Annotated in this window: 21 protein-coding genes; 17 read left to right on the top strand and 4 right to left on the bottom strand. The window is 53.4% G+C overall.

All coding sequences use genetic code 11. The features are described 5' to 3' along the window. Positions 1 to 28: 28 nt before the first annotated feature. Positions 29 to 808: a phosphatidylserine decarboxylase gene (locus M493_RS12190; protein WP_020960658.1), complete on the top strand. Its 780-nt coding sequence runs from the start codon at positions 29 to 31 to the stop codon at positions 806 to 808. 47 nt (positions 809 to 855) lie between these two features. On the opposite strand, the gene M493_RS12185 is transcribed toward M493_RS12190, so the two are convergent. Further along, entirely contained in the window at positions 856 to 996 is a 141-nt protein-coding gene (locus M493_RS12185) for a sporulation histidine kinase inhibitor Sda (protein WP_020960657.1), read from the bottom strand. A 343-nt stretch (positions 997 to 1,339) separates the two neighbouring features. On the opposite strand from M493_RS12185, the gene M493_RS12180 reads away from it, so the two are divergent. From M493_RS12180 to M493_RS12145, 8 genes are read left to right on the top strand one after another with little or no spacing between them, the layout of a single operon-like run. Then, positions 1,340 to 1,855 (top strand): YqeG family HAD IIIA-type phosphatase, encoded by a 516-nt coding sequence (locus M493_RS12180; RefSeq protein ID WP_020960656.1) that lies wholly within the window; start codon positions 1,340 to 1,342, stop codon positions 1,853 to 1,855. A gap of 2 nt (positions 1,856 to 1,857) precedes the next feature. Then, a complete protein-coding gene (yqeH, locus tag M493_RS12175) occupies positions 1,858 to 2,967 on the top strand; it encodes a ribosome biogenesis GTPase YqeH (protein WP_041267969.1) in 1,110 nt (369 codons plus the stop codon). 21 nt (positions 2,968 to 2,988) lie between these two features. Further along, the gene (gene aroE, locus M493_RS12170; RefSeq protein WP_020960654.1) at positions 2,989 to 3,822 is read left to right on the top strand and encodes a shikimate dehydrogenase; all 834 of its coding nucleotides are present in this window, start codon (positions 2,989 to 2,991) and stop codon (positions 3,820 to 3,822) included. A 3-nt stretch (positions 3,823 to 3,825) separates the two neighbouring features. Next, entirely contained in the window at positions 3,826 to 4,119 is a 294-nt protein-coding gene (yhbY, locus tag M493_RS12165; protein ID WP_020960653.1) for a ribosome assembly RNA-binding protein YhbY, read from the top strand. A gap of 39 nt (positions 4,120 to 4,158) precedes the next feature. Further along, positions 4,159 to 4,809 carry a nicotinate-nucleotide adenylyltransferase gene (locus M493_RS12160; protein ID WP_020960652.1) on the top strand — a complete coding sequence of 217 codons (651 nt, stop codon included), beginning with the start codon at positions 4,159 to 4,161 and terminating at the stop codon, positions 4,807 to 4,809. Then, positions 4,718 to 5,296 (top strand): bis(5'-nucleosyl)-tetraphosphatase (symmetrical) YqeK, encoded by a 579-nt coding sequence (yqeK, locus tag M493_RS12155; RefSeq protein ID WP_020960651.1) that lies wholly within the window; start codon positions 4,718 to 4,720, stop codon positions 5,294 to 5,296. Before M493_RS12160 ends, yqeK begins: the two co-directional genes overlap by 92 nt. Further along, entirely contained in the window at positions 5,293 to 5,649 is a 357-nt protein-coding gene (gene rsfS / locus M493_RS12150) for a ribosome silencing factor (protein WP_020960650.1), read from the top strand. Before yqeK ends, rsfS begins: the two co-directional genes overlap by 4 nt. Continuing rightward, positions 5,646 to 6,389 carry a class I SAM-dependent DNA methyltransferase gene (locus tag M493_RS12145; protein WP_020960649.1) on the top strand — a complete coding sequence of 248 codons (744 nt, stop codon included), beginning with the start codon at positions 5,646 to 5,648 and terminating at the stop codon, positions 6,387 to 6,389. The genes rsfS and M493_RS12145 overlap by 4 nt, the downstream gene beginning before the upstream one ends. 331 nt (positions 6,390 to 6,720) lie before the next feature. Here M493_RS12145 and comER read toward each other — a convergent pair whose 3' ends face one another. Next, a complete protein-coding gene (gene comER, locus M493_RS12140) occupies positions 6,721 to 7,539 on the bottom strand; it encodes a late competence protein ComER (RefSeq protein WP_020960648.1) in 819 nt (272 codons plus the stop codon). 101 nt (positions 7,540 to 7,640) lie between these two features. Between comER and M493_RS12135 the strand changes: the two genes are divergently transcribed. The 3 genes from M493_RS12135 (at position 7,641) to M493_RS12125 (ending at position 11,121) form a co-directional block, all read left to right on the top strand. After that, entirely contained in the window at positions 7,641 to 8,252 is a 612-nt protein-coding gene (locus tag M493_RS12135) for a helix-hairpin-helix domain-containing protein (protein ID WP_020960647.1), read from the top strand. Positions 8,253 to 8,359: 107 nt separating this feature from the next. After that, on the top strand, positions 8,360 to 8,827 hold the full coding sequence (locus M493_RS12130) for a ComE operon protein 2 (RefSeq protein ID WP_020960646.1): 468 nt from the start codon (positions 8,360 to 8,362) through the stop codon (positions 8,825 to 8,827). Then, the gene (locus tag M493_RS12125) at positions 8,824 to 11,121 is read left to right on the top strand and encodes a DNA internalization-related competence protein ComEC/Rec2 (RefSeq protein ID WP_020960645.1); all 2,298 of its coding nucleotides are present in this window, start codon (positions 8,824 to 8,826) and stop codon (positions 11,119 to 11,121) included. Before M493_RS12130 ends, M493_RS12125 begins: the two co-directional genes overlap by 4 nt. Before the next feature lie 45 nt (positions 11,122 to 11,166). On the opposite strand, the gene M493_RS17775 is transcribed toward M493_RS12125, so the two are convergent. Then, positions 11,167 to 11,301 carry a YqzM family protein gene (locus M493_RS17775; RefSeq protein ID WP_020960644.1) on the bottom strand — a complete coding sequence of 45 codons (135 nt, stop codon included), beginning with the start codon at positions 11,299 to 11,301 and terminating at the stop codon, positions 11,167 to 11,169. 283 nt (positions 11,302 to 11,584) lie between these two features. On the opposite strand from M493_RS17775, the gene holA reads away from it, so the two are divergent. Beyond that, positions 11,585 to 12,622, top strand: coding sequence for a DNA polymerase III subunit delta (gene holA / locus M493_RS12115; protein ID WP_020960643.1), 1,038 nt, complete (start codon positions 11,585 to 11,587; stop codon positions 12,620 to 12,622). Between the two features lie 124 nt (positions 12,623 to 12,746). On the opposite strand, the gene rpsT is transcribed toward holA, so the two are convergent. Beyond that, the gene (gene rpsT, locus M493_RS12110; protein ID WP_020960642.1) at positions 12,747 to 13,016 is read right to left on the bottom strand and encodes a 30S ribosomal protein S20; all 270 of its coding nucleotides are present in this window, start codon (positions 13,014 to 13,016) and stop codon (positions 12,747 to 12,749) included. Between the two features lie 182 nt (positions 13,017 to 13,198). On the opposite strand from rpsT, the gene gpr reads away from it, so the two are divergent. From gpr to lepA, 4 genes are all read left to right on the top strand, one after another. Next, on the top strand, positions 13,199 to 14,317 hold the full coding sequence (gpr, locus tag M493_RS12105) for a GPR endopeptidase (protein ID WP_020960641.1): 1,119 nt from the start codon (positions 13,199 to 13,201) through the stop codon (positions 14,315 to 14,317). Between the two features lie 75 nt (positions 14,318 to 14,392). Next, a complete protein-coding gene (gene spoIIP, locus M493_RS12100) occupies positions 14,393 to 15,592 on the top strand; it encodes a stage II sporulation protein P (protein ID WP_020960640.1) in 1,200 nt (399 codons plus the stop codon). Positions 15,593 to 15,605: 13 nt separating this feature from the next. Next, entirely contained in the window at positions 15,606 to 15,944 is a 339-nt protein-coding gene (locus M493_RS12095) for a DUF3679 domain-containing protein (RefSeq protein WP_020960639.1), read from the top strand. 143 nt (positions 15,945 to 16,087) lie between these two features. Beyond that, positions 16,088 to 17,917 carry a translation elongation factor 4 gene (gene lepA, locus M493_RS12090; RefSeq protein WP_020960638.1) on the top strand — a complete coding sequence of 610 codons (1,830 nt, stop codon included), beginning with the start codon at positions 16,088 to 16,090 and terminating at the stop codon, positions 17,915 to 17,917. The last annotated feature ends 51 nt before the right edge of the window (positions 17,918 to 17,968 follow it).

Raw genomic sequence — 17,968 nt, 5'->3', positions numbered from 1 at the left:
CGACGCTACATAACTGGAGGGAATATGCTTGCGAAAATGGCTGTATCGTTTGTTGATTGAGTTGACCAATCACTCGCTTTCCTCGAAGCTGCTCGCTTCGTTTGCCAGATCGCGCCTCAGCGCGCCATTGATACCATCGTATGCGAAAATTTATCATATTAACCAAGAAGAAATGGAAAAAAGCTTAAAAAATTATAAAACATTGCAGCAGCTGTTCGTCCGCCGACTCAAAGCCGGAATCAGACCGGTTGATGCTGACGAGCATGCGGTTGTCAGCCCGGTTGATGCGGTCATTGAGGAGATGGGAACGATCCAAAAAACCAGTGAAATGATTGTCAAAGGGAAACCGTATTCGATTGCGGAAATGCTTGGAAGCATTGAGGCCGCGCAACCATACGTGAACGGGTTCTTTTTTATTCTGTATTTGAGCCCGAGCCATTATCACCGCATTCACAGCCCAATATCTGGCGTGATCGAAAAACAGTGGACGCTCGGCCGTAAATCGTATCCTGTTAATCGTCTCGGTTTAAAATACGGTCGGCGGCCGCTGGAAAAAAATTATCGCCTCATCACAGAGGTCACAGCCGGCGGCAAGCGGATGGCAATCGTAAAAATTGGCGCTATGTTCGTCAACAGCATCGAGCTGACCCATAAGGGGGAACGGTTGGTAAAAGGGGAGGAAATGGCGTACTTTTCGTTCGGCTCGACGGTTGTGCTGCTGTTTGAACGGGGAAGCTTTGCGCCCGACCCGCGCATTGCCGCGCCGATGCCGGTGAAAGTCGGCGAGCGGATCGGCTATTGGCGCTAGGTCCGGGCTTTTTTTAAAACAAACAAAAAAAGCCCGAAGGCCTTCGTTCATGAGGACAGCTTAATTTTATGAGTCAATGACCGGCGCTGGATTTCCTTTTCGATCAGTTCAATAAATTCCGGGCTTAAGTTGAGCTCTTTCGCCTTAAAATACGATTCGATCAACAGCTCATCAGATAAATATTTCATCGGAGAACGCCCTCCTTTTCCGATGGAATATAACGAGTATTCCATACATATAATGGTAGGTTACTTTCACTGTACCATGATTTACAAAATAGAACAACCGTTCTGTTATCCACAGAAAATAGTGGATAACATGTGGAAAACATGTTTATAAAATAGTGGAAGTATCGTCATCCGTTTGTGTATCATGTGGGTAACAGTTATCCACAAACCGGAGAACCGCAAAAATTGTCGAAAACTTTTTGTTCCACTGTTCTCGATCAAGGAGGCTGCCAAACTTTGTTTTGAAACGAACGGCCAAATCCGCTATGATGGGAAAAGCAGATGATAAAGGCAGGTGACTTATATGCTTCACTATTTTTTACCAAGCCAGTTTACGAAGCGCGTCATTGACATTGCGCCGGACGAGTTGAAGAAAAAAGGAGTAAAAGGGATTATCACCGATCTCGACAATACGCTTGTTGAGTGGGATCGGCCAGGTGCGACACCTGAGTTGGCCGCCTGGTTTGAGGCGATCAAGCGGGCGGGCATTAAGGTTGTGATCGTATCGAATAATAATAAACGACGCGTGCAGTCGTTTGCCGAACCGCTTGGCATCCCGTTCATTTTCGAAGCGCGCAAACCGCTGACCCGCGCGTTTTTGCAGGCGTTGGAGATGATGGGGCTGAAAAAGGAAGAAGTCGTTGTCATCGGCGATCAGTTGTTGACCGATGTGCTCGGTGGCAACCGTGTCGGATTAAATACGATCTTAGTCGTTCCGATCGCCCAGACGGACGGGGTATGGACACGCTTTAACCGGAAAATAGAGCGGAAAATTTTAAGTGCCATGCGGAAAAAAGGGATGATTTATTGGGAGGAATGATTGTGGAGCCACAACTGCGTTGCATCGGCTGCGGGGCGGCCATCCAGTTTGAAGACCCGAAAAAGGCAGGGTATGCGCCGAAAAGCGTGCTTGAAAAAGAAACGGAAGAGGTGATTTGCCAGCGTTGCTTTCGCCTGAAACATTACAATGAAGTGCAAGATGTGCCGCTTGATGACCGCGATTTTTTGCATATGCTGCATCGCATTGGGGAGTCGAAGGCGCTTGTCGTCAACATCGTCGATATTTTTGACTTTAACGGAAGCTTTATTCCCGGGTTGCCGCGGTTTGCGGCTGACAATCCGATTTTGCTTGTCGGCAATAAGGCCGATTTATTGCCAAGATCGGTCAAATATCCGAAGCTGTTGCAGTGGATGCGCCGCATGGCCGAAGAGCTCGGGCTGCGTCCGGTGGATGTCTGCCTAGTAAGCGCGGCGAAAGGGATCGGCATGGCAAAGGTGATGGAGACGATTGACCGCTACCGCGACGGCGGCGATGTGTATGTCGTCGGTTGCACAAATGTCGGCAAATCGACGTTTATTAACCGGATCGTGGAGGAGGCGACCGGCAAAGGAAACGTCATTACCACATCGTATTTCCCGGGAACGACGCTCGATATGATTGAAATCCCGCTCGAGGGCGGGGCGTCGCTCTATGATACGCCGGGAATCATCAACCATCATCAAATGGCACATTTTGTCGATGCACGCGATTTGAAAGTGATTACGCCGAAACGGGAAATCCATCCGCGCGTCTACCAGCTTAATGAAGGACAAACGCTCTTTTTCGGCGGCTTGGCCCGCCTCGATTACATCAAAGGTGGACGCCGCTCGTTCGTCTGTTATATGGCGAATGAACTGGCCATTCACCGGACAAAGTTGGAGAAAGCAGATACGCTTTACACCAATCAACTCGGCGGCTTGCTCGCCCCGCCAAACAAACGCTATGCAGAGGAATTTCCGCCGCTTGTGCCGCGATCGTTGTCCGTCAAGGAGCGAAAAACGGATGTCGTCTTTTCCGGGCTTGGGTGGGTGACGTGCAATGACCCGGGCGCCCAGCTCGTCGTCCATGCTCCGAAAGGGGTCGATGTATTGATTCGCCAATCGTTGATTTAATGCGTACGGGAGGGGAGAAGGATGGAAAGCGTATACGGGCTAATCGGTTTTCCGGTCGGACACTCGCTGTCGCCGCTCATGCATAACGATGCGTTTGCCCGCCTGGGCATTCCGGCGCGCTATCACTTATTTTCCGTCAAACGGGAGCAAGTCGGCGAGGCCATTGCCGGCGTGCGCGCGCTTGGCATTGCCGGGGTCAATGTAACGATCCCGCATAAGATGGCAGTCATTCCGTTTTTGGATGACATCGATGATCATGCGCGCCGCATCGGGGCAGTGAATACGATCGTCAATGAAAACGGCCGGCTTGTCGGCTACAATACAGACGGGCCCGGCTATGTCCGGGCGCTCGAAGAGGAGATGGAAGTGGCGCTTGACGGCAAGCGGATTTTGCTCATCGGCGCCGGCGGCGGTGCGCGCGGCATTTATTTTTCCCTTCTTTCCACCGCCGCTGAACGAATTGACATCGCCAACCGAACGATCGAAAAAGCGGAACAGCTCGTCCGCAGCGGGGAAGGCGAAGGCCGGTCGGCGTTTTTCTCGCTGGCTGAGGCCGAACGGCGGGTGGCGGAATATGATATTATGATCAATACAACCTCGGTCGGCATGCATCCGAAGGAGGACGAACAGCCGCTTTCCCTTGAAGGGCTGCGGCCGGGGACGATCGTATCGGATATCATTTACAACCCGCTCGAAACGAAGTGGCTGAAGGAAGCGAAAGCGCGCGGCGCCCGCGTGCAAAACGGTGTCGGCATGCTTGTGTACCAAGGGGCGCTTGCGTTTGAAAAATGGACCGGTCAATGGCCGGATGTCAAACGGATGAAACAGCTTGTCACCGCACAATTGAGGAGGTAACATATGTTAACGGGAAAGCAAAAACGGTTTTTGCGGGCCCAAGCCCATCATGTCAAGCCGATTTTTCAAGTCGGCAAAGGCGGCGTCACCGAAGAGATGACGAAACAAATTGCCGCGGCGCTCGAGGCGCGAGAACTGTTAAAAGTGAGTGTTTTGCAAAACTGTGAAGAAGACCGCTACACCGTCGCCCAGCAGCTGGCGGCCGGGACGGAGGCCGAACTCGTGCAAGTGATCGGCAATACGATCGTCTTATACAAAGAGTCGAAAGAACATAAACAAATCGTTTTGCCTGACTGACGGCAACACGGCCAAGGCAAAACGGCGGGGGGAAGGAAGATGGGAAAAGTCGGGATTTTCGGCGGAACGTTCGATCCGCCTCATTACGGCCATTTGATTATGGCGAATGAAGTGCTCGATGCCCTTCAGTTGTCACAAATTTGGTTTCTGCCCAACCGCATTCCTCCCCATAAGCAGTACGAACAAGTGACGAAAAGCGAGGATCGGCTCCGCATGCTGGAGTTGGCCGTGGCCGGCCATCCGCGCTTTCATATTGAGACGATCGAGCTTGAGCGGGAAGGGCCTTCCTATACGTACGACACGATTCGCCAGCTTGTTGCGATGCACCCGGATGACGAGTTTTATTTCATTATCGGCGCGGATATGGTCGAATATTTGCCGAACTGGCATCGCATCGATGAACTTATTGAGCTCGTGACCTTTGTCGGGGTGAAACGCCCCGGTTATTCCATGGAGACGCCATACCCAGTCATCGAGGTGGAGGCGCCGCAATTTGCCGTCTCTTCCTCACTCATTCGCAAGCGGGTGCAAAACGGTCAGACGATCCGTTACCTCGTGCCGGAAGGCGTCAGACTTTATATTGAGGAGAAGGGGTTATATGGAGCGAGAACAGGCGTTGCTGATTGTGAAACGGCAGCTGACGGAGCAGCGTTACGAGCATACGCTTGGCGTTGTCGAAACGGCCGTTAAGCTTGCCAAGCGGTATGGCGCCGATGTCAAAAAAGCGGAGTTGGCCGCTATTTTCCATGACTATGCGAAATTCCGACCGGTCGACGAAATGAAACAGCTCATTTTGGCGCACAATATGCCCAACGACTTGTTGGCGTACAACAGTGAATTGTGGCATGCGCCCGTCGGCGCCTATTTAGTGCAAACGGAAGCCGGCATTGACGATCCGGATGTGCTCGATGCCATTCGCTATCATACGTCTGGAAGAGCCGGGATGACGTTGCTTGAGAAAACAATTTATTTGGCTGACTATATCGAACCGGGGCGGAAGTTTCCCGGCGTCGAGGAAGTAAGGCGCCTTGCCGAGGAAGATCTCAACCGCGCCCTGTTGCAAGCGGTGCAAAATACGATCACATTTTTGCTCGGGAAGCGCCAACTGATTTATCCGGACACGATTCATATGTACAATTCGCTTGTACGCGAGGTGAAGGGGGAAATGGAACGGTGACCGAACAAGAGGTATTGCAGCTTGTCGTCCGTGCGGCGGATGATAAAAAGGCGGAAAACATTGTCGTGCTCAACATGAAAGGTATTTCGCCCGTTGCCGATTATTTTGTCATTTGCCATGGCAACTCGGATAAACAAGTGCAGGCGATCGCCCACGAAATTCAAGACCAGGCTGAAGAGCACGGACTGCCGGTTAGGCGGATCGAAGGATTCCAGGAGGCGAAATGGGTGCTTGTAGACCTCGGCGATATCGTCGCCCACGTGTTTGCGAAAGATGAGCGCGACTATTACAATCTCGAGCGGCTTTGGGGAGACGCTCCGACAGAAGATGTTGCCGCTGTGCTGCAGCCATGACGTACGGCCGCTTTGCCGATTGGTATGACGCGCTGATGACGGAAGCGCCGTATGACGCGTGGCAATCATTTGCTGAGCGGACATTTGCCCAATACGCCAAACGGCCGGGACGGCGGGTCGTCGACATCGGCTGTGGGACGGGCGAGCTTGCCATCCGCCTCGCCAAGGCCGGATGGCAAGCAGCCGGCGTCGATCTCTCTGAGCATATGCTCGCCATTGCTCAGGCGAAAGCGGAGGCAGCCGGCGTCAACGTGCCGTTTTTCGAGCAAAACATGGCAGAGCTTGACGGGTTTTCCGACCTTGATGGCGCCTTCATTTTTTGCGATGCGCTCAACTATTTGACGGATGAAGAGGACGTGCAGCGGACGTTCGCCGCCGTCTCCCGCGCGCTTGGCCCCGGTGGGCTGCTGCTGTTTGACGTCCACTCGGTTTACAAAATGGACGTCTTGTTCCGCGATGCCGTCTTCGCCGACCAAGGGGATGACCTCAGCTACATTTGGACGTGCCATCCGCTTGACTGGCCGCACAGCGTCGGGCACGAACTGACGTTTTTCGTCCGCCGCGGCGCCTTTTATGAGCGCCACGACGAATGGCACGAACAACGTACATTCGAGCGCACAGCTTATGAACAATGGCTTGATGACGCCGGTTTCGACGTTCTCGAAGTGACGGCCGACTTCACCGATGAACCCCCGGCCGAGACGTCTGAACGGTGGTTTTTTGTGGCGCGGAAGCGGTGAGAGGCGCATGGCGGGAAATCATATTATAATATTTTGGTTGAAACATATAATACGGGGAGAAGTTCTGTGTCGTGTTGCATCCGGATGAATAGTTGGATGAGGATTGAAATGAATGTAGCGTCAATCAAGCTTAATAAGAGAGCTTGTACCCTATTCAATAGCTGGGTGAGGATCGAAACGAACAAACAAAAACAGGCATACCTAAAAAGTTGAACAACGATGGAACCCGACGAAATATCCGTAAATATGAAAACCCCAGCCGTACAAGCTGGGGTCTATTTTTTGTCGAACGAAGCAGGACTTTCGCTGTTGCTTGTCGAATAAAAACCTATCAAGGAAACTGCTGCCTCACCTTCTTCACATCTTCTTTAAACTTCTCATGCGTTTTGGCCAGCACCGCTTCAAAAACGCCGTCGAGCCGCTGCTCGAGGACGGCGATGCCTTCTCCAGTAATCCCGCCTTTGACACATACTTTTTCCTGCAGCGTCGGGAGTGTGTACAAGTTTCGCTTCAGCAATTCCCCTAAGCCGATGATCATATCGGTCGCCAACATCGTCGCCTGTTCTTTCGTGATGGCCGTTTTGGCCGTCGCGGCGTCGATGAAGCGCTGCAGCAAATAGCTGAAAAACGCCGGGCCGCAGCTCGAAATGTCCGAAGCGACGCGGGTGATGGCTTCGTCAATGCATATCGGCGATGCGATGCGGCGGAGAAGGTCGTTGATCGTTTGCCGGCAGGAGGCCGAACATCGCGACCCAAACGTGACGAGGATGCTGCCGGACAGCGCCCGGTTCGTGATGCTCGGAATGGCGCGCACGACTTGGCAAGGGACAACAGCTTCAAGTTGTTCGACGGTGATCGGGCTTGTGATCGACACGAGGCAATGCTCGTCGGTCCAGTATGGCGCCAGCTGCTGCAACAACGGAACCATCTCGAGCGGTTTAACGCATAAAAAGATGATGGCAGCTTGTTTGACCGTTTCAGGTGCATCGCGGGCGACGGTGATGCCCGGATGAGTTTTTTGTATATCGAACGCTTTGGCCAGCGTACGGTTGGTGATGATCAGCTCTTCTTCTTTGACGGCGCCGGAGTCAAGGAACGCCTCGATCAAAATGGTGCCCATATTCCCCGTGCCGATAAAGCCAATGTTCACGTGCAGTTCCCCCCTCCCGGTTCATGTTCGCCGGTACTCTTTTTCGATATGTATGCCGCAAAGGCTGATTTTATGACTAGAAGCAGGAAAGGATGGGACGTATGTGGGACGCTGTCAAAATGCGATGGAAGATGGGAGCGCTTGTGCTGTTTGCCGTTGCGGCAGGGGCATGGCTGTTCAGCCGCTCCCCGGCCGAACAAGAGCCGCTGGTGCTGCCGCCGGCGGCGGAAGAAACGGATGCTGGGGAACCGGCGGTGAAAACATCCGCCCCGCCATCGACCGCGATTGTCGATATCAAAGGGGAGGTCGAGAAACCTGGGGTGTACGAGGTGGCGGCGGATGCCCGCGTCCGTGATGTCGTTGCTTTGGCTGGCGGTTTGACGGCAGAAGCTGATGATACCCGGGTGAACTTGGCGGCGAAAGTGCGCGATGAAATGATGATTTATGTGCCGAAAAAAGGCGAGGCCGCCCCGGCGCTGGAAGCGGCGGACGCCGCGTCGAAAACGGAGGGGGACAGCCCGCAAGTGGCCATTAATACGGCGACCGCCGAGGAGATCATGCAGCTGCCGGGCATCGGGCGGGCGAAAGCGGAAGCGATTGTCGCCTATCGGGAGGAACACGGACCGTTTCAGCGGGTGGAAGATTTGTTAAAGGTGACCGGAATTGGCGAAAAAACGTTGCAGAAATTGAAACCGTATTTGCTCGTGCCGTAGAGGGGGAGCTGGTATGCGGGTCAGGGACCCGCGGACGTTTTTTGGCGTTGACGGCGCCATGGACGGCGATTAGACTAAAATTATCAAAACGACCGGAGGGATATGACATGGAGCGGATGACATGGGATCAATATTTTATGGCGCAAAGCCATTTGCTTGCGCTGCGCAGCACGTGCACGCGGCTCGCGGTCGGGGCGACGATTGTGCGCGACAAACGGATCATTGCCGGCGGGTATAACGGTTCGATCGCCGGCGGCGCCCACTGCATTGACGAAGGGTGCTACGTCATTGATGGCCATTGCGTCCGGACGATTCACGCTGAAATGAACGCCATTTTGCAATGCGCCAAGTTTGGTGTCCCGACCGAAGGGGCCGAGATGTACGTCACTCATTTTCCGTGCCTGCACTGTTGCAAAGCAATCATTCAAAGCGGTATTCGCGCCGTCTATTACGCGCAAGATTACAAAAACCATCCGTACGCCCTCGAGCTGTTTGCCCAAGCCGGCGTCCGGCTCGTGCAAGTGCCGTTGAAGATGGATGTGTTTGCCCAACTTTCCGGCGGGGAAGAATCATGAGGGGACAAGCTATTTATGTCGCTGCGGCGGCGCTTTTGGCCATAGCGGCGGCCTCTTTGTCCAAGCCGGCATTTTTCCTCCTTTTTGGGTATCTCCTTCTTCTTTTCCTTCGCCGCCAGCACCTCTTGGTGCCCGCTTTGGCTGCCGCCTCCTTATTTTTCGTCTATTTTCTTTTCGTTGATCATCATAACAACACATCCCTTTCCGACGGCCGACATTCGCTTTTGGTTCGCTTTTCCGCCCCGCCGGCGATCGATGGCGACCGGCTGCAGGCGCCGGTCAAAGTCGGCCGGGAAAAGGTGCAGCTTCGTTACACCGTTCGGACGGCGGCGGAAAAAGAGGCGCTGCAAGCGCGCCTGGTGCCTGGGACGGTATGCCGCGTCACTGGAACACTCGAGCCCCCGATGCCGGCAAGCAATCCGTATGCGTTTGACTACCGACGCTATTTGCGCTTCCACCACATTCACTGGCTGTTTCTCCCCGAAGAGATTGACCTTTCGGATTGTGTGCGCGTACGCCCGACTGCCATCGAACGGCTTATGACGATTCGCGAGGCGGGCGTCCGCCATATTGAAGACCGTTTTCCGCCGGAGGCCGCTGGCGTGGCCGCCGCCCTGATTTACGGCGAGCGCCGCCAGTTGGATGATGAGGTGCTCAGCGGCTACCAAGAGCTTGGGCTCATCCATTTGCTGGCCATCTCCGGCGGCCATGTCACCTTGCTTGTCGGTGCGGTGTTTGCCGCAGCGATCCGTTTCGTGACACGCGAGGCGGTTGTCGTCGCTTTACTGGCCGCCCTGCCGGTTTACGCGGTGCTCGCCGGCGCCTCGCCATCGGTTTTGCGCGCTTGTGCGACAGGCATGATCGTGCTCGCGGTCCAATGGAAAAAAGGAGCGATCCATCCGCTCGACGCGTTAAGCTGGACCGCCCTTGCACTTTTGGTCTTCGATCCGTACATGGTGTGGGATGTCGGATTTCAACTGTCGTTTGTAGTGACGTTCGTCCTCCTCGTTCATTTTCCGGCGCTTGTTGCTGTTCGCTCGATAGTGGGACGGTTGCTGCAAACGGCACTCGTCGCTCAAACGGCCGCCCTGCCGGTTTTGCTTTACCATTTTTACGAAATCTCTGTTTGGAGCGTATTTCTCAATGTCGTGTTCGTTCCTTGGTATTCGTTTGTTGTGTTGCCACTCTCCTTTCTATCCACTGCTGTTCCGATTTTTCCGCTCGTTTGGCTGTTTGTTCAAACGGTTGGGCTTACGAATGCGGTCGTTCGTTTTTTCTCGGCCGACCATCCATTGATGCTTGTGCTCGGGCGCCCGGAGCCGTGGTGCTTGGCCGTTTATGCGGCAGCGGTCGCAGCGGCGTTTCTTTGTTGGGAGCGCGGTTGGATCATTCGCGGGTTGGCAACAGTCGCGGCGGCGATGGCGTTGCAGCTGGCCGCCCCATACGTGAACCCGAAGGGGGAGGTGACGGTGCTCGATGTCGGCCAAGGTGATTGCATTTACATTGAACTTCCTCATCGGAAAGCGGTCTATCTCATTGACACTGGGGGGACGCCGGAGTGGGGGCGTGAACCGTGGCGCGAGCGGGCTCGTCCGTTTGCCGTCGGCCGCGATGTCGTCGTCCCGTTTTTAAAAGCGCAAGGGGTGCGAACGATCGACAAACTCCTTTTGACGCACGATGACGCCGACCATATCGGGGCGGCTCCTGAGGTGATGAAGGCCATACGCGTCAACGAAATTGTCACCAGTCCGGGAGCACGGCCGGCCGTAAAGGCGGTAGCGCGCCCGTTTTCCGTGCCGGTCCACACCGCGGTGCGGGGGGAAGGATGGACAGAGGGAGGCGTGCGGTTCGTTGTGCTCCATCCGGAAAAAGGGAACGATGAGGACAACAACGGCTCGCTTGTGTTGCTTGCTCGCCTTGGCGGTTTCGTTTGGCTGTTTACCGGAGACATTGAAAAAGAAGCGGAGGAAGCGCTCATCCGCGCCTATCCGACGCTGCGCATCGATGTATTGAAAGTCGCGCACCATGGCAGTGAAACGTCGACAACTGCTCCGTTTTTGCGCACAGTGAAGCCGCGGGCTGCGCTTATTTCGGTCGGCCGTTTCAATCGTTATGGCCACCCGTCCCCGGAGGTGCTAGAACGGCTGAAGCAACAAGGCGTCATCAGTTGGCGGACGGATGAAAACGGAGCCATTCGGTATCTTTATGATGGCGGAAGCGGAACTTTTCAGGTGATGAAGCCATACAATGCAGTAGGCAAAAAAAGCGGAACCTTTCAGCAAATAAAACCATAGCATATTATACACAAAGAAAAAAGGATTGCTTATGTAAGCAACCCTTTACCGGCCGAAAAATTCGATCAGCGTCGCGATGATGAATATCGTCGCGAAAAAGCCGAACGACACGATAAACCCGACGGCGGAATCGACGGCGTCATTCCGTTGGCTTTGCACTTCCTTTTCAAATACGTTCATCGTTTTCCCCCTCCTCGTGCAATCATTTTTAGTATAGACGAAAACACCAAAAAAATCTACCGTCGCTTGTCCATTTTCCTTCCTTGACAACAGTTGACACAAATACTTTCAAACGGCCGGGAAAACATAAAAATAACCCGCTGGCAAATAAGGTCCTAGGACTTATTGGCCGGCGTTTATATAAAGGGGAACCGGTTTTCTCGACAGCCGGTTCCCTTGTAAAATGGCGGAAAACGGTGTATCTTTCTAGCAGGGAATCTTGCTAGAGAATGGAGAAGGGAACATGCTGGAACGGGTATGGGGAAATATTGAAAAACGGAGGTTTTCTCCCCTTTATTTATTATATGGCAGCGAGCCGTTTTTATTAGTGGAAACGTACGAACGGTTAGTGAAGGCGGCGCTTGGCGACGAAGAACGCGAATGGAATCTTGCCGTGTATGACTGCGAAGAAACACCGGTGCAAGCGGCGCTCGAGGAGGCGGAGACGGTGCCGTTTTTTGGGGAACGGCGCGTCATCCTCATTAAGCATCCGTATTTTTTTACGGCCGAAAAAGAGAAGGAGATCGAGCACGATTTGACGAAGGTGGAGGCATACTTAAAAGCGCCGGCGCCGTTTTCCATTGTCGTTTTTTTCGCGCCGTATGACAAGCTTGATGAGCGGAAAAAAATTACGAAGCTCGCCAAAGAGCACAGCGAAGTCGTGGTCGCCGCCCCGCTCGCCGAAGCGGAGTTGCGGGCCTGGGTGCGCCGCCGGTTCGAACACCAAGGGGTGTCGGTGAGTGACGAAGCCATTGAGCTGCTTTTGCGCCGGGCCGGAACGCAGCTGGCGGTCTTGGCGAATGAAATGGATAAGCTGGCCTTGTTTGCCGGGCCGGGTGGGACGGTGGAGGCGGCGGCGGTGGAGCAGCTTGTTGCCCGAACACCGGAGGAAAACGTCTTTGTCCTTGTCGAGCAAGTAGCGAAGCGCGACATTCCGGCGGCGCTGCAGACGTTTTACGACTTGCTTGAAAACAATGAGGAACCGATCAAAATTTTGGCATTGCTCGCCGGCCATTTCCGCCTGTTGGCGCAAGTGAAATGGCTCTCTGAAGCAGGTTATGGGCAGACGCAAATCGCCTCGGTGCTCAAAGTGCATCCGTTCCGCGTCAAGCTCGCCCTTGGCCAGGCGTCCCGTTTTTCTGATACGGAGCTGACGGAAGCAATCGATCAGTTAGCCGCCGCTGATTATGAAGTGAAAAGCGGAGCCATGGACCGCCGCCTGGCCGTCGAGCTGCTGCTCATGCGTTGGGGCGCCCGCCCGGCGGCAAAGCGCGGCAGCTGATCGTTGTACGGCCGCCCCTTGGCGTTTGGGCTTGTGCGCAAGCGGGCGGGCCCGCCTTTTCCGTTGGAATGCCCAGAAGATTCATGCAGTACAAAAAAACGACCTGGCGCCAGGTCGTTTTTTATTATGAAGCTTGGATGCTGTTTAATTTTTTCGCTAAACGCGATTTTTGCCGGCTGGCGGCATTTTTATGAATAAGGCCTTTGCTTGCGGCTTTGTCTAATTTTTTCGACGCGATAATGAACGCTTCTTGCGCTCTTTCCACGTCTTTCACTTCAACAAGCGCTTCAAATTTTTTGATCGCCGTGCGCATGGCCGATTTCATCGAGGCGTTGTGAGCCCGACGTTTTTCGCTCGTTTTCGCGCGTTTGATCGCCGATTTAATGTTAGCCACGTCCGTTCACCTCCATTACCGTTCCTATTTCTGCTGTGAACAACAGGAAGAACAAATGTTATTCTATCAAACGCGTTTTGATTATGCAAGAGTGTTCAAGCGAAAATCCTTTACAAAATATGAATGACACGGCCCCATTGCGGCGACAATAAAAGAAAACAGCATGAACGAGGAGGAACGAGATGGAACAGCCGCTTGATTTACGCATGTACTCGGTGCGTACCGACTTAGCGATCGAAGCCCATGAGATCGCGGTCGAGGAGCGTTTGCAGCAAAAAAAAGAAAGCGCCTCGCCGATTGAGGGAGTCATCATTCATGATCAGGAGATCGACGGCGTCAAACTGTCGCACGTGCATGTCACAGAGCAAGGGGCAGCGTCAATTGGCAAAAAGCCGGGCCATTATTTGACGATTGAGGCGCAAGGCATCCGCGAACAAAACACGGAATTGCAGCAAAAAGTGCAGCGCATTTTTTCGGAACAACTGAGCACCTTTTTACAACGGCTCCGCATTCCCGAGCAAGCGAGCTGCCTGATTGTCGGGCTTGGCAACCAAAACGTCACCCCTGATGCGCTCGGGCCGTTGACGGTCGAAAACGTGCTCGTCACCCGCCATTTGTTTCAATTGCAGCCGGAAAGTGTCGAGGAAGGATTCCGGCCGGTGAGCGCCCTTGCTCCCGGGGTGATGGGGACGACCGGCATCGAAACGAGCGATATTATTGATGGTGTCGTCCGGAAAACGAAGCCGGATTTTGTCATCGTTATTGATGCTCTGGCAGCCCGTTCAATTGAACGGGTCAACGCGACGATCCAAATTTCGGATACCGGCATTCACCCTGGTTCCGGGGTCGGCAACAAGCGGAAAGAGCTAAGCGATAAGACGCTTGGCATCCCGGTCATTTCAATTGGCGTTCCGACGGTCGTCGATGCCGTCTCGATCACAAGCGACACGATCGATTTCATTTTAAAACATTTCGGCCGTGAGATGCGCGAAGGACAGCGGCCGTCAAGCGCGTTGGCTCCGGCCGGTTGGGCGTTCGGCCGCAAAAAGAAGTTGACCGAACACGATATGCCGTCTCCGCAAGAACGATCGACATTCCTTGGCATGGTCGGCACGCTTGGCGATGACGAAAAGCGCCGCCTCATTTATGAAGTGCTCGCTCCGCTTGGCCATAACTTAATGGTGACACCGAAGGAAGTCGATTCGTTCATCGGCGATATGGCCAACTTGTTGGCCGGCGGCTTGAACGCGGCGCTGCATCAGCAAGTCGATCAAGGCAATACGGGCTCTTACACCCACTAGGCAAAAAACGGTTCTATCTTTTCCTGCTTGGCCATACGTTAAAGTGAGGAGACAAGCCGGGAAAGGGTGGAAAAGATGAAACGAGGGCGCTCCCCAAACGTCGTGATCACTGTTCCAAGAGCCAGTTTAAAAAAATTGCTGATGTTCATCGTTCTTGGATGTATGATGATGTTTATGCTCGTCGGAGCGCTTACGTCGCTGCGTCCGGAATACCGCCCGTCGTCATCGTCGCTTAACGATATGGCGGCCCATTTTCCGGAAGAAACGTTCATTCGCCTGTTCGGGCTTGAAAATCGTTATTTTACCCAGCTGCTGCCAAAAGAGCGGCAACAGACGAGTTATTCGTCGCTGTTATTCCGCTTGGCGACAAGCATCAATCCCGATGACCCGCGCAGCCTGCTCGGCAGCGAGCTGCCGGGCTTTGCCTTGTATGACAGCAAAATTTTGGTCGCCGGTGAAGGGACGGATTATACGAATATTCCGTACGAATCAGCGCCGCCGCTTGAAGTGATGCTCGCTGAGCGGCAGGCATCGGTTGAGGAGCTCGAACAAGCGGAGCAAAGCCAAGATGAAAAGCCGGTTCCGCCGCCCGCGCAGACGACGGGGGGAAGAGAGGTCGTCTACATTTACCATACGCATACGCGTGAGTCGTATTTGCCGGCCTTAAAAGGTGTGACCGACCCGGATTTAGCGTTCCACCGAAGCGTAAATGTGACAAAGGTTGGAGAAAAATTAATGGAAGAATTAGAGAAGCGGGGAATTGGCGCTCAAGTTAACAAAACCGATATTGAAGCGGAATTGTTGAAAAAGGGGATGAAATACGGCCAAGCGTACGACATGTCAAGACAAACGGTCGTCGCGGCGATGAAGCAAAATCGCGATCTGCAATACTTCATCGATATTCACCGCGATGCGCACCGACGGAAATATACGACGACGACGATCAATGGGGTTGACTACGCACGTGTGGCGTTTATTGTCGGCGGCGAGAACGCGGAATATGAGAAAAACTTGCAGCTGGCGACAGATCTCCATCATCTGCTGCAGAAAAAATACCCGGGGTTGAGCCGTGGGGTCATTAAGAAACAAGGAGCGGGAACGGATGGAAAATTTAATCAAGATTTATCCGGGAACGCGATTTTAGTTGAATTCGGTGGCGTCGACAATACGTTTGCTGAATTGTTCCGTTCGGCGACTGCTTTTGCCGATGTGTTCAGCGACTATTATTGGCAGGCGGAAAAAGTCGAAGCGCCGGCTCCGGCGGAGAAAAAGTAAAGGGGCGTCGTATATGGCAAGGTGGTTTATTCGGTTTAGTCTAGCGCTCTTTCTCCTTTTTTTCGGTGTGTTGTTGGGCATGCAGCAGGCGCACCACGGCATGGAGCGAATGCGGGGCTACGCTGACCCGTCGTTTCCGTCCGTCATTCAGATCGAGAAAAATGGAAACGGAGAGCTTGAGACGGCCGTGTTCGGACGGACGGTGACGGCAGGTGATTTGCAGAAAAAAAAGGAAACGATTGAGGAACTGAAAACGTTCAATCTCTTTTCTGAACTCGGCCGGCAGTTTGCGGATGCGGTGACGGCGTTCATGGAGACAGTGCTGTCGCTCGTCGGCCGCGCGTTTAGTTAGCCGGTTTCCGGACAAGTTCAAACGATGATTGCTCCGCCAGGCATGGCGGCTTTTTTGTTTTTACCTTGGTCATTGAATCTTCTTCGCACTGTTGCTATAATCAAAGCTAGTGTAGTTTTGCGAAGAAGCAGGAGTGAGAGACGATGAACCGGGAAGAACGGCTGAAACGGCAGGAACGGATTCGAAACTTTTCCATTATCGCCCACATTGACCACGGAAAATCGACGCTAGCGGACCGCATTTTAGAAAAAACGGGCGCGCTGTCGGAGCGCGAGCTGCGGGAGCAGACGCTCGACATGATGGATCTCGAGCGCGAACGCGGCATCACAATCAAATTGAATGCGGTTCAGTTGACATATAAAGCGAAAAACGGGGAAGCGTATATTTTTCATTTGATCGATACACCGGGTCACGTCGATTTTACGTATGAAGTGTCCCGCAGCCTGGCCGCTTGCGAAGGAGCGATCTTGGTCGTCGATGCGGCACAAGGCATTGAGGCGCAGACACTCGCCAACGTGTATTTGGCAATTGATAACAATTTGGAAATTTTGCCGGTCATTAATAAAATCGATTTGCCAAGCGCCGAGCCGGAGCGCGTTCGTCAGGAAATCGAGGACGTCATCGGTCTTGACGCCTCCGAAGCAGTGCTCGCCTCAGCGAAAGTGGGCATTGGCATTGAAGAAATTTTGGAACAAATCGTGGAAAAAATTCCGGCCCCGTCAGGCGATCCGGATGCGCCGCTGAAAGCGCTCATTTTCGATTCGCTCTATGATCCATACCGCGGCGTTGTCGCCTACATTCGCATCGTCGACGGAACGGTGAAGCCAGGGCAACGCATTAAAATGATGTCGACCGGCAAAGAATTTGAAGTGACCGAAGTCGGCGTGTTTACGCCCAAACAAAAAATGGTTGACGAACTGACGGTTGGCGATGTCGGCTATTTGACCGCTTCCATTAAAAATGTAACAGATACGCGCGTCGGTGATACGATTACCGATGCCGAACGGCCGGCCGCTGAGCCGCTCCCCGGCTACCGAAAGCTCAACCCGATGGTGTTTTGCGGCCTGTACCCGATCGATACGGCGCGCTACAACGATTTGCGCGAAGCGCTTGAGAAACTGCAGCTCAATGACGCGGCACTCCATTTTGAGCCGGAAACGTCACAGGCGCTTGGATTCGGTTTCCGCTGCGGATTTCTCGGCTTGCTCCATATGGAAATTGTTCAGGAGCGGATCGAGCGCGAGTTCCATATCGATTTAATTACAACGGCACCGAGCGTCGTCTACAAGGTGTATTTAACCGATGGGACGGAAATCGCCGTCGACAACCCGACGAATATGCCGGATCCGCAAAAAATTGACCGCATCGAAGAGCCGTATGTAAAGGCAACGATTATGGTGCCAAACGACTACGTCGGCCCGGTCATGGAGCTCTGCCAAGGAAAGCGCGGCACGTTCGTCGATATGCAGTATTTAGATGAAAAGCGGGTCATGCTCATTTACGACATCCCGCTCTCCGAGATTGTGTACGACTTTTTTGACGCTTTAAAGTCGAACACGAAAGGATACGCGTCATTTGACTATGAATTGATCGGCTACCGCCCATCGAATCTTGTCAAAATGGATATTTTGTTGAATGGGGAAAAAATCGACGCTTTATCGTTTATCGTCCATCGTGATGCGGCGTATGAGCGCGGCAAAGTGATTGTTGAAAAGTTGAAAGATTTAATCCCGCGCCAACAGTTTGAAGTGCCGGTGCAGGCGGCGATCGGCAACAAAATCATCGCTCGTTCGACGATCAAAGCGCTGCGCAAAAACGTGCTTGCCAAATGTTACGGCGGCGACGTGTCGCGGAAGCGGAAGCTGCTTGAGAAACAAAAAGAAGGAAAGAAACGAATGAAACAAATCGGCTCGGTCGAAGTGCCCCAAGAAGCGTTTATGGCTGTCTTGAAAATCGATGACCAGAAAAAATAACGAGCAAGGCTGTCTCCTTCGGGGATGGCCTTGTTTGTTTATCGCTATGCG

It is taken from the genome of Geobacillus genomosp. 3 (assembly GCF_000445995.2).
Classification (GTDB): domain Bacteria; phylum Bacillota; class Bacilli; order Bacillales; family Anoxybacillaceae; genus Geobacillus.
The sequence above is the reverse complement of the archived record's forward strand: the minus strand, read 5'-3'. Positions and strand labels throughout refer to the sequence as shown.

Bases quoted from the DNA above. Each gene is read 5' to 3' on its own strand.
- M493_RS12095 (WP_020960639.1), top strand. From the start codon at position 15,606: ATGGCAAGGTGGTTTATTCGGTTTAGTCTAGCGCTCTTTCTCCTTTTT.
- aroE (WP_020960654.1), top strand. From the start codon at position 2,989: ATGGAAAGCGTATACGGGCTAATCGGTTTTCCGGTCGGACACTCGCTG.
- gpr (WP_020960641.1), top strand. From the start codon at position 13,199: ATGGAACAGCCGCTTGATTTACGCATGTACTCGGTGCGTACCGACTTA.
- M493_RS17775 (WP_020960644.1), bottom strand. From the start codon at position 11,301: ATGAACGTATTTGAAAAGGAAGTGCAAAGCCAACGGAATGACGCCGTC.
- M493_RS12130 (WP_020960646.1), top strand. From the start codon at position 8,360: ATGGAGCGGATGACATGGGATCAATATTTTATGGCGCAAAGCCATTTG.
- holA (WP_020960643.1), top strand. From the start codon at position 11,585: ATGCTGGAACGGGTATGGGGAAATATTGAAAAACGGAGGTTTTCTCCC.
- yqeK (WP_020960651.1), top strand. From the start codon at position 4,718: ATGGAGCGAGAACAGGCGTTGCTGATTGTGAAACGGCAGCTGACGGAG.
- M493_RS12145 (WP_020960649.1), top strand. From the start codon at position 5,646: ATGACGTACGGCCGCTTTGCCGATTGGTATGACGCGCTGATGACGGAA.
- M493_RS12160 (WP_020960652.1), top strand. From the start codon at position 4,159: ATGGGAAAAGTCGGGATTTTCGGCGGAACGTTCGATCCGCCTCATTAC.
- yhbY (WP_020960653.1), top strand. From the start codon at position 3,826: ATGTTAACGGGAAAGCAAAAACGGTTTTTGCGGGCCCAAGCCCATCAT.
- M493_RS12185 (WP_020960657.1), bottom strand. From the start codon at position 996: ATGAAATATTTATCTGATGAGCTGTTGATCGAATCGTATTTTAAGGCG.
- M493_RS12180 (WP_020960656.1), top strand. From the start codon at position 1,340: ATGCTTCACTATTTTTTACCAAGCCAGTTTACGAAGCGCGTCATTGAC.
- M493_RS12135 (WP_020960647.1), top strand. From the start codon at position 7,641: ATGTGGGACGCTGTCAAAATGCGATGGAAGATGGGAGCGCTTGTGCTG.
- spoIIP (WP_020960640.1), top strand. From the start codon at position 14,393: ATGAAACGAGGGCGCTCCCCAAACGTCGTGATCACTGTTCCAAGAGCC.
- M493_RS12125 (WP_020960645.1), top strand. From the start codon at position 8,824: ATGAGGGGACAAGCTATTTATGTCGCTGCGGCGGCGCTTTTGGCCATA.
- lepA (WP_020960638.1), top strand. From the start codon at position 16,088: ATGAACCGGGAAGAACGGCTGAAACGGCAGGAACGGATTCGAAACTTT.